We start from the raw sequence: 6,861 nt of genomic DNA, 5'->3' as shown, positions 1-6,861 counted from the left end.
CTATGGGGCGACCGCCTTGGCATGTCTGTTCGCGTGTGCGGGGCCGACGGCACCCGCGCTGGCGCAGACCATCGCTGCCAAGTCCGTCCCTTCCGGCACGCAGATGCTGCTGGCCGCCGATACGCTCGTCTATGACAACGACAAGCATACGGTGACGGCTGTCGGCGGCGTGCAGATCGACTATGGCGGCAACAAGCTGGTCGCCCAGCGTGTGGTGTACAACCGCGACACCAAGCGCCTCGTTGCCAGCGGCGCCGTCGAGTTGATCAACAGCGACGGCACCAAGGTCAATTCCGACCATATCGACATCACCGACGATTTCGCCGACGGTTTTCTCAACGCGCTGCGCGTCGAGACGATCGACAAGGCTTATTTCGCCGCCGAGAGCGCCGAGCGCATGGGCGGCGTGCTCACCACCTTCCACAACGGCGTCTACACCGCCTGCGAACCTTGCGAGGACAAGCCCGACAAAGCGCCGACCTGGCGCGTCAAGGCGCGAAAGATCATCTGGAACGGCGAGAAGAAGACGGTCCGCTTCGAGAACTCGAATTTCGAATTCTTCGGCTTCCCGCTTGCCTACCTGCCGGCCTTCGAGATCGCCGACCCGACGGTGAAGCGCAAGAGCGGCTTCCTGATCCCCGGCATCGTCTACAACAACCATCTCGGCGTCGGCGTCAAAGTCCCCTATTATTTCGCCCTGTCTCCGACCTATGACCTGACCGTCACCGGCAGCGGCTATACCAAGCAAGGCTTCCTCGGCGAGGCCGAGTGGCGCCAGCGCTTCAACAACGGCCAGTACACGCTGAAGATCGCCGGCATCAACCAGCAGGATCCCGACGCGTTCATCGATTCCGCCGGCCATAATGTGAATTCCGGCGCACCCAACGATCCGAACAAGTTCCGCGGCATGATGGGCACCAAGGGCCAGTTCGCCATCAACGAGCGCTGGAATTTCGGCTGGGACGTGCTGTTGCAGACCGACAAGGAATTCTCGCGCACCTACAACATCGACGGCTACAGCGATCTCGTCCACCAGTCGTCGATCTATCTGACGGGCTTGAGCGACCGCAATTATTTCGACGTCCGCGCCATGCGCTTCGAGGTGCAGGAAGACACGCTCTCCAGCGACCCGACGGCGCGCGCCGCCAAGCAGCCCTGGGTGCTGCCGTCGCTCGACTACGCCTATATCCCGGACACGTCGGTGGCCGGCGGCCAGCTGTCGTTCAACGTCAACGCACGCGTGATCAGCCGCAACCGGCTAGACGCCGTGCTCGCGGATATCAAGAATCCCGATTCCATCAACAATGTGCGCGGTATCGAAGGCGAGTCGAGCCGGCTGAGCGCGGAAGCCGAATGGAAGCGCACCTTCACCACCGATGGCGGCCTGCAATTGACGCCATTGCTCGCGTTGCGTGGCGACACCGGCTATGTCAACGCCAATTCGGCTTCGCTCGATGCCGTCAACCAGATGGCGACGAATCTCGGCCAGGACGTCGACATGCGCTCGTCGCTTGCCCGCTACATGGCCACCCTTGGCCTCGAGGCGCGTTGGCCGCTGCTGTTCTCGATGCCCAGCTCCAGCCATATCCTGGAGCCGACGGCGCAGGTCTTCGTGCGTCCGAACGAGCAATATGTCGGCGGGCTGGCCATTCCTAACGAAGACGCGCAGAGCTTCGTCTTCGATGCCACCACGCTGTTCGAGCGTGATAAATTCTCGGGCTATGACCGCATCGAAGGCGGCACGCGCGCCAATGTCGGCTTCCGTTACTCGGGCGCCTATGACAATGGCTGGGCCACGAACGCTATTTTCGGTCAGTCCTACCAGCTTGCCGGCGAAAACTCCTTTGCCGCACCCGATCTCGTGAATGTCGGGGCCGAGTCCGGCCTGGATAAGCGGACCTCGGACTATGTCGGCCTGGTCGGTTTCAACAGCCCAAGCGGTTTCTCCGGCTCGCTGAGCAGTCGTTTCGACGAGCAGACTTGGGAGGTCAGGCGCGCCGAAGTGAAGGCTGCCTATTCCAGCCTGCCGATATCGCTCAGCGCCAAATATGCCTTCATCGAGGCGCAGCCGCTCTATGGCTTCACCACCGACCGTCACGAGCTCACGCTCGGCGCCTCGACGCATCTGGCGCAGAACTGGCGGCTGTTCGGCACCGGTACCTACGACATCGAGACAAATGTGCTGGTCAAGGACGGTGTCGGGTTCGCCTATAACGATTCCTGCTTCACTTACATCATGACGTATTCGCAGACGCGTGACACCGTCACCAAGGAAGTGTCGCAGAACATCGGTTTCAACCTGTCGTTCCGCACGCTCGGCGATTTCGGCTCGTCAACAAGCTCGGTCGATACCATTCAGTGACCACGACTGCGCGCATGGACTCGGAGCCGTGCGCCGTTCCGGGCGCTCATGGTGCTTGGGCCTTGATTTGACGCGCGATCCCTTGAGTATAGGCTCGATTCTCGGCGTCATGCGCCGGCGACATCGTTTCGCCGCATAGGACGGGCATGGGGTCGACTGCATCGTGCAGGCGTTCGGAGGACGCGCGATGCCGTCGTGGTGGGGAAAAATTGGGAAGGCAAGATGAGGAAATACCTGTTTTCAGCGGGATTCGCGCTTCTGGTGGCGGCGGCCTCGGTTTCGGTCACGGCTGCCGTGCAGCCCGCTTTCGCCGCTGAGATCAAGTATGTCGTCAACGGCATACCGATCACCTCCGGCGACATCGCGCACCGGGCCGCCTTCTTCAAGCTGCAGCACAAGAAGGGCGATGCCAAGGAGGAGATGATCGACCAGACGCTGCGGCTGGCGGAGGCCAAGCGGCTCGGCATCCGCATCAGCGATCAGCAGGTCGACGCTGCCTACCAGCGCTTTGCCTCAGGCAACAAGATGCCGCTGGCGAAACTGGACGCGATCATGGCGCAATCGGGCGTCACCAAGGAGCATTTCAAGGAATTCATCCGCGCCCAGATGGCCTGGAACCAGGCGCTCAGCGCACGCTACCGCTCCGGCGAAGGCGGCTCGGTGACCGAGCAGGACGCCGTGCGGCGCATGCTCGACAAGGGCGGCGCCAAGCCGACCGCGACGGAATACATGCTGCAGCAGGTGATCTTCGTGGTGCCGGCATCGGAGCGCGCCGCCACGCTCGCCAAACGCAAGCGCGAAGCGGACGCCATGCGCGCCCGCTTCAACGGCTGCAACACCACGCGCGAGTTTGCCAAGGGCTTGCTCGACGTCACCGTGCGCGATCTCGGCCGGTTTCTGGCGCCGCAATTGCCGTCCGACTGGGCCGAGCAGATCAAGGCGACCAAGGCCGGCGGCGCGACGCCGACCCGCGAGACAGAGCGCGGCGTCGAATTCATCGGCATCTGCTCCTCGCGCGAGGTTTCCGACGACAAGGCCGCGCAGACGGTGTTCCAGGCCGAAGGCAGCAGCGACAAGGACGCCGAAGAACTCAGCAAGAAGTATGTCGCCGAATTGCGCCAGAAGGCCAAGATCGTCGAGCGCTAGAGCGACAAGCGTGTCTCGACACAGCAGCAAGTTCGCCCAAGCCATGAGCGGCCTGATCCGCGAACTGGCATGAGTGTGCAGAAGACCGATGCCCCGCTTGCGCTCAGCGTCGGCGACCCCTCGGGCATCGGGCCCGAAATCGCCATCGCCGCCTGGCAGGCAGGCGACAGTGCCGGCGTGCCGCCCTTCTATCTCATCGCCGACCCCGCGCTGATCGAAGCCCGCGCCCGCCTCGTCGGCGCGAACATCACGATTGCCGAGACGCTGCCGGGACAGGCGGCGCATCACTTTGCCCGGGCTCTGCCTGTCGTGCCGCTCGAGGCGCGCCACGTCGACAGCCCGGGACAACCGGATCCGGCCAACGCCGCCGGCACGATCGAGGCCATCGACCGCGCCGTCGCCGACTGTCTGGCCGGCCGCGCCGCCGCTGTGGTCACCTGCCCGATCGCCAAGAAGCCGCTCTATGATGCCGGATTCGGCTTTCCCGGCCACACCGAATATCTGGCGCATCTGGCCTCGCGCCACACCGGCAGCGACGTGACGCCGGTAATGCTGCTGGCCGGACCGGATCTGCGCACCGTCCCCGTGACCATCCACATCGCCTTGGCCGACGTGCCAAAGGTACTGACGACGGAACTGATCATTGCCACCGCGCGCATCACCGCCGCCGATCTCAAGAGCCGTTTCGGCATCTCGCGGCCCAGGCTTGCGATCGCCGGGCTCAACCCGCATGCCGGCGAAGGCGGCGCCATGGGCCTGGAGGACATTGCCATCGTCGCCCCGGCCGTCGAGATGTTGAAAGCGGAAGGCATCGACGCGATCGGACCGCTGCCGGCCGACACGATGTTCCATCCGCGGGCGCGCGCCGCCTATGACGCTGCGCTGTGCATGTATCACGACCAGGCGCTGATACCGGCCAAGACTTTGGCCTTCGACGAAGCGGTGAACGTGACGCTGGGCCTGCCTTTCATCCGCACCTCGCCCGACCATGGCACGGCCTTCGACATCGCCGGCAAAGGTATCGCGCGCGCCGACAGCCTGATCGCCGCGCTGAGGCTGGCGCGCCGGCTCGCCGACAGCGGCCGGCAGATGGCGGCCGCGTGAGGATCCATTGAGCGGACGCACCACGATCGACGGGTTGCCGGCGCTGCGCGAGGTGATCGAGCGGCACGGCCTGCAGGCCAAGAAGGCGCTTGGGCAGAATTTCCTGCTCGACCTGAACCTGACAGGCAAGATCGCGCGCGCGGCCGGCGATCTCGGCGAGGCGACGGTGATCGAGGTCGGTCCGGGCCCAGGCGGGCTAACGCGGGCGCTGCTCTTCAACGGCGCGCGGCGCGTGATCGCCATCGAGCGCGACGAGCGCTGCCTGGAAGCGCTGGCCGAGGTCTCCAGCCACTATCCCGGCCGCCTCGAGGTCATTGCCGGCGATGCTCTGAAAACGGATTTTGCAGCACTTGCCGACACCGCGAACGGCGCGCCGGTGAAGATCGTTGCCAATCTGCCCTACAACATCGGCACCGAGCTTCTGATCCGCTGGCTGACGGTGGCCGACTGGCCCCCCTTCTACCAGTCGCTGACGCTGATGTTCCAGCGCGAGGTGGCGGAGCGCATTACCGCGGATCCGGGCAGCGACGCCTATGGCCGGCTCGGCGTGCTGGCCGGCTGGCGCACCGAGGCGAGGATCGCGTTCGACGTGCCGCCGCAGGCATTCACACCGCCGCCGAAGGTCACTTCCTCCGTGGTGCATCTGGTGCCACGGCAGTCTCCCCTGCCCGTGGACGGCAAAAAGCTCGGCCGCGTCACCGAGGCGGCCTTCGGCCAGCGCCGCAAGATGCTCAGGCAAAGCGTGAAGAGCCTGGGCGGCGAAGCCTTGCTCACGCGTGCCGGCATCGACCCGACGCGGCGGGCCGAAACGCTCAGCGTGGAGGAGTTCGTCAGGCTGACGAACGCGATGTAGTTCTTTTTCGGTGGACGGGAAAGGAAGGCTGCGCTGGCAATCGTCATTCAAATGCATTACAATATGGCAAAGGAGGTTGCCATGCCAACGAACGCACTTGTCCAGACGCGTATCGACGCCGAAATCCGGGATCGGGCCTCCGCGGTGCTCGAAAGCATGGGCCTCACGGTTTCGGATGCAGTCCGTATACTTCTTACCCGAACCGCCAACGAGGGCGCGTTGCCTATCGATCTGCTCGCAACGAGTGAGGCGCACGATGCGTGGTTTCGCGCAAAAGTGCGCGAAGCAATCGACGACACCCGACCAGACATTTCGGGCGAACAAGTTGAGGCGCATTTTGCCAAGCGACGCGCGGCGGCGCGTCGCAAGGCCGGTAACGCTAAATCTTGAGGATCGTCTGGTCAGTCCTGGCGCTTTCGGATCGCGACGGGATATTCACGCATATCGAGGCCGAAAATCCTATGGCCGCAATCGCGATAGACGAGCGGATAATCACGGCGACAAGCCGCCTTCAGGACTTTCCCGAGAGCGGCCGGCCCGGCAGGCTTGCGCAAACCCGAGAGCTTGTCATCGTCGGAACCCCGTATATCGCCGCCTATCAAGTGACCGAGAATGCCGTTCGAATTCTGCGCGCGCTTCACGGCGCACAACGTTGGCCAGATGAGCTACCGGGCAGCTGATGAGGCTTGTTTGGTCCAAGGTGCCAACGAGCTGCTGCCTTACCCCGTCTTCTCGTCCAGCAATCCCGAAATGAAATCGAACAGGCCCGGCCGCCTGTCGCGCCGAAGCCGTTCCGCCGTGACGATGGCGCGAACCTCGGCGAAGGCGCGGTCGAGATCGTCGTTGACGATGACGAAGTCGTATTCCTTCCAATGCTCGATCTCGAGGCGAGCGTTCTTCAGCCTGGTTTCGATGACCGATTCCTGGTCCTCGGCGCGGCGCTTCAGGCGCGCCTTCAATTCCTTCATCGAAGGCGGCAGGATGAAGATCGAGACGATGTCGGCGCGCATCTTCTCCTTGAGCTGCTGGGCGCCCTGCCAGTCGATGTCGAAGAGCATGTCGCGGCCTTCGGCCAGCGCGATTTCCGCCGGCTCGCGCGGTGTCGCATAGCAATTGCCGTGCACTTCGGCCCATTCGAGCAGCGCGTCGGAATCGCGCAGCCGCTCGAACTCGCGCATGGTGCGGAAATGATAGTGGACGCCTTCGATCTCCGAACCGCGGCGTGGCCTTGTCGTGACGGAGACCGAAAGCTCGAGGCTTCCATCGCTTTCCAGAAGATTGCGCGCGATCGTCGACTTGCCGGCGCCCGACGGCGACGACAGCACCAGCATCAATCCGCGGCGGCGGATGCGGGATCCCAAATCCCTGGCAGCCGTCGGTTCCTTGGCAACCATTC

7 protein-coding genes are annotated in these 6,861 nt (G+C 64.0%); 6 read left to right on the top strand and 1 reads right to left on the bottom strand.

Features of this window, described 5'->3' with window-relative positions:
- From FJ471_RS20520 to FJ471_RS20495, 6 genes are all read left to right on the top strand, one after another.
- On the top strand, positions 1-2,362 hold a 2,362-nt coding region (locus FJ471_RS20520), incomplete at its 5' end, for an LPS-assembly protein LptD (RefSeq protein WP_246684774.1).
- Between the two features lie 222 nt (positions 2,363-2,584).
- Complete coding sequence (locus FJ471_RS20515) at positions 2,585-3,508, top strand: peptidylprolyl isomerase (protein ID WP_140806555.1); 924 nt, start codon at positions 2,585-2,587, stop codon at positions 3,506-3,508.
- Positions 3,509-3,577: 69 nt separating this feature from the next.
- Positions 3,578-4,612 carry a 4-hydroxythreonine-4-phosphate dehydrogenase PdxA gene (gene pdxA, locus FJ471_RS20510; RefSeq protein WP_140806549.1) on the top strand — a complete coding sequence of 345 codons (1,035 nt, stop codon included), beginning with the start codon at positions 3,578-3,580 and terminating at the stop codon, positions 4,610-4,612.
- Between the two features lie 7 nt (positions 4,613-4,619).
- Positions 4,620-5,465, top strand: coding sequence for a 16S rRNA (adenine(1518)-N(6)/adenine(1519)-N(6))-dimethyltransferase RsmA (gene rsmA / locus FJ471_RS20505; protein WP_140806543.1), 846 nt, complete (start codon positions 4,620-4,622; stop codon positions 5,463-5,465).
- Between the two features lie 81 nt (positions 5,466-5,546).
- Positions 5,547-5,855 (top strand): type II toxin-antitoxin system RelB/DinJ family antitoxin, encoded by a 309-nt coding sequence (locus FJ471_RS20500; RefSeq protein ID WP_140806536.1) that lies wholly within the window; start codon positions 5,547-5,549, stop codon positions 5,853-5,855.
- The gene (locus tag FJ471_RS20495) at positions 5,852-6,145 is read left to right on the top strand and encodes a type II toxin-antitoxin system RelE/ParE family toxin (RefSeq protein ID WP_140806530.1); all 294 of its coding nucleotides are present in this window, start codon (positions 5,852-5,854) and stop codon (positions 6,143-6,145) included. Before FJ471_RS20500 ends, FJ471_RS20495 begins: the two co-directional genes overlap by 4 nt.
- A gap of 39 nt (positions 6,146-6,184) precedes the next feature.
- On the opposite strand, the gene gmk is transcribed toward FJ471_RS20495, so the two are convergent.
- Positions 6,185-6,859: a guanylate kinase gene (gene gmk, locus FJ471_RS20490; protein ID WP_095767013.1), complete on the bottom strand. Its 675-nt coding sequence runs from the start codon at positions 6,857-6,859 to the stop codon at positions 6,185-6,187.
- Positions 6,860-6,861 lie beyond the last annotated feature (2 nt).

Origin of the sequence: Mesorhizobium sp. B2-7-1, from assembly GCF_006440735.1 — a bacterium.
Taxonomy (GTDB): domain Bacteria; phylum Pseudomonadota; class Alphaproteobacteria; order Rhizobiales; family Rhizobiaceae; genus Mesorhizobium.
This window is presented reverse-complemented; position numbering and strand designations above follow the sequence as displayed.

Excerpts from the sequence above, each read along its gene's own strand:
- pdxA (WP_140806549.1), top strand. The coding sequence starts at position 3,578 with ATGAGTGTGCAGAAGACCGATGCCCCGCTTGCGCTCAGCGTCGGCGAC.
- FJ471_RS20500 (WP_140806536.1), top strand. The coding sequence starts at position 5,547 with ATGCCAACGAACGCACTTGTCCAGACGCGTATCGACGCCGAAATCCGG.
- FJ471_RS20515 (WP_140806555.1), top strand. The coding sequence starts at position 2,585 with ATGAGGAAATACCTGTTTTCAGCGGGATTCGCGCTTCTGGTGGCGGCG.
- gmk (WP_095767013.1), bottom strand. The coding sequence starts at position 6,859 with ATGGTTGCCAAGGAACCGACGGCTGCCAGGGATTTGGGATCCCGCATC.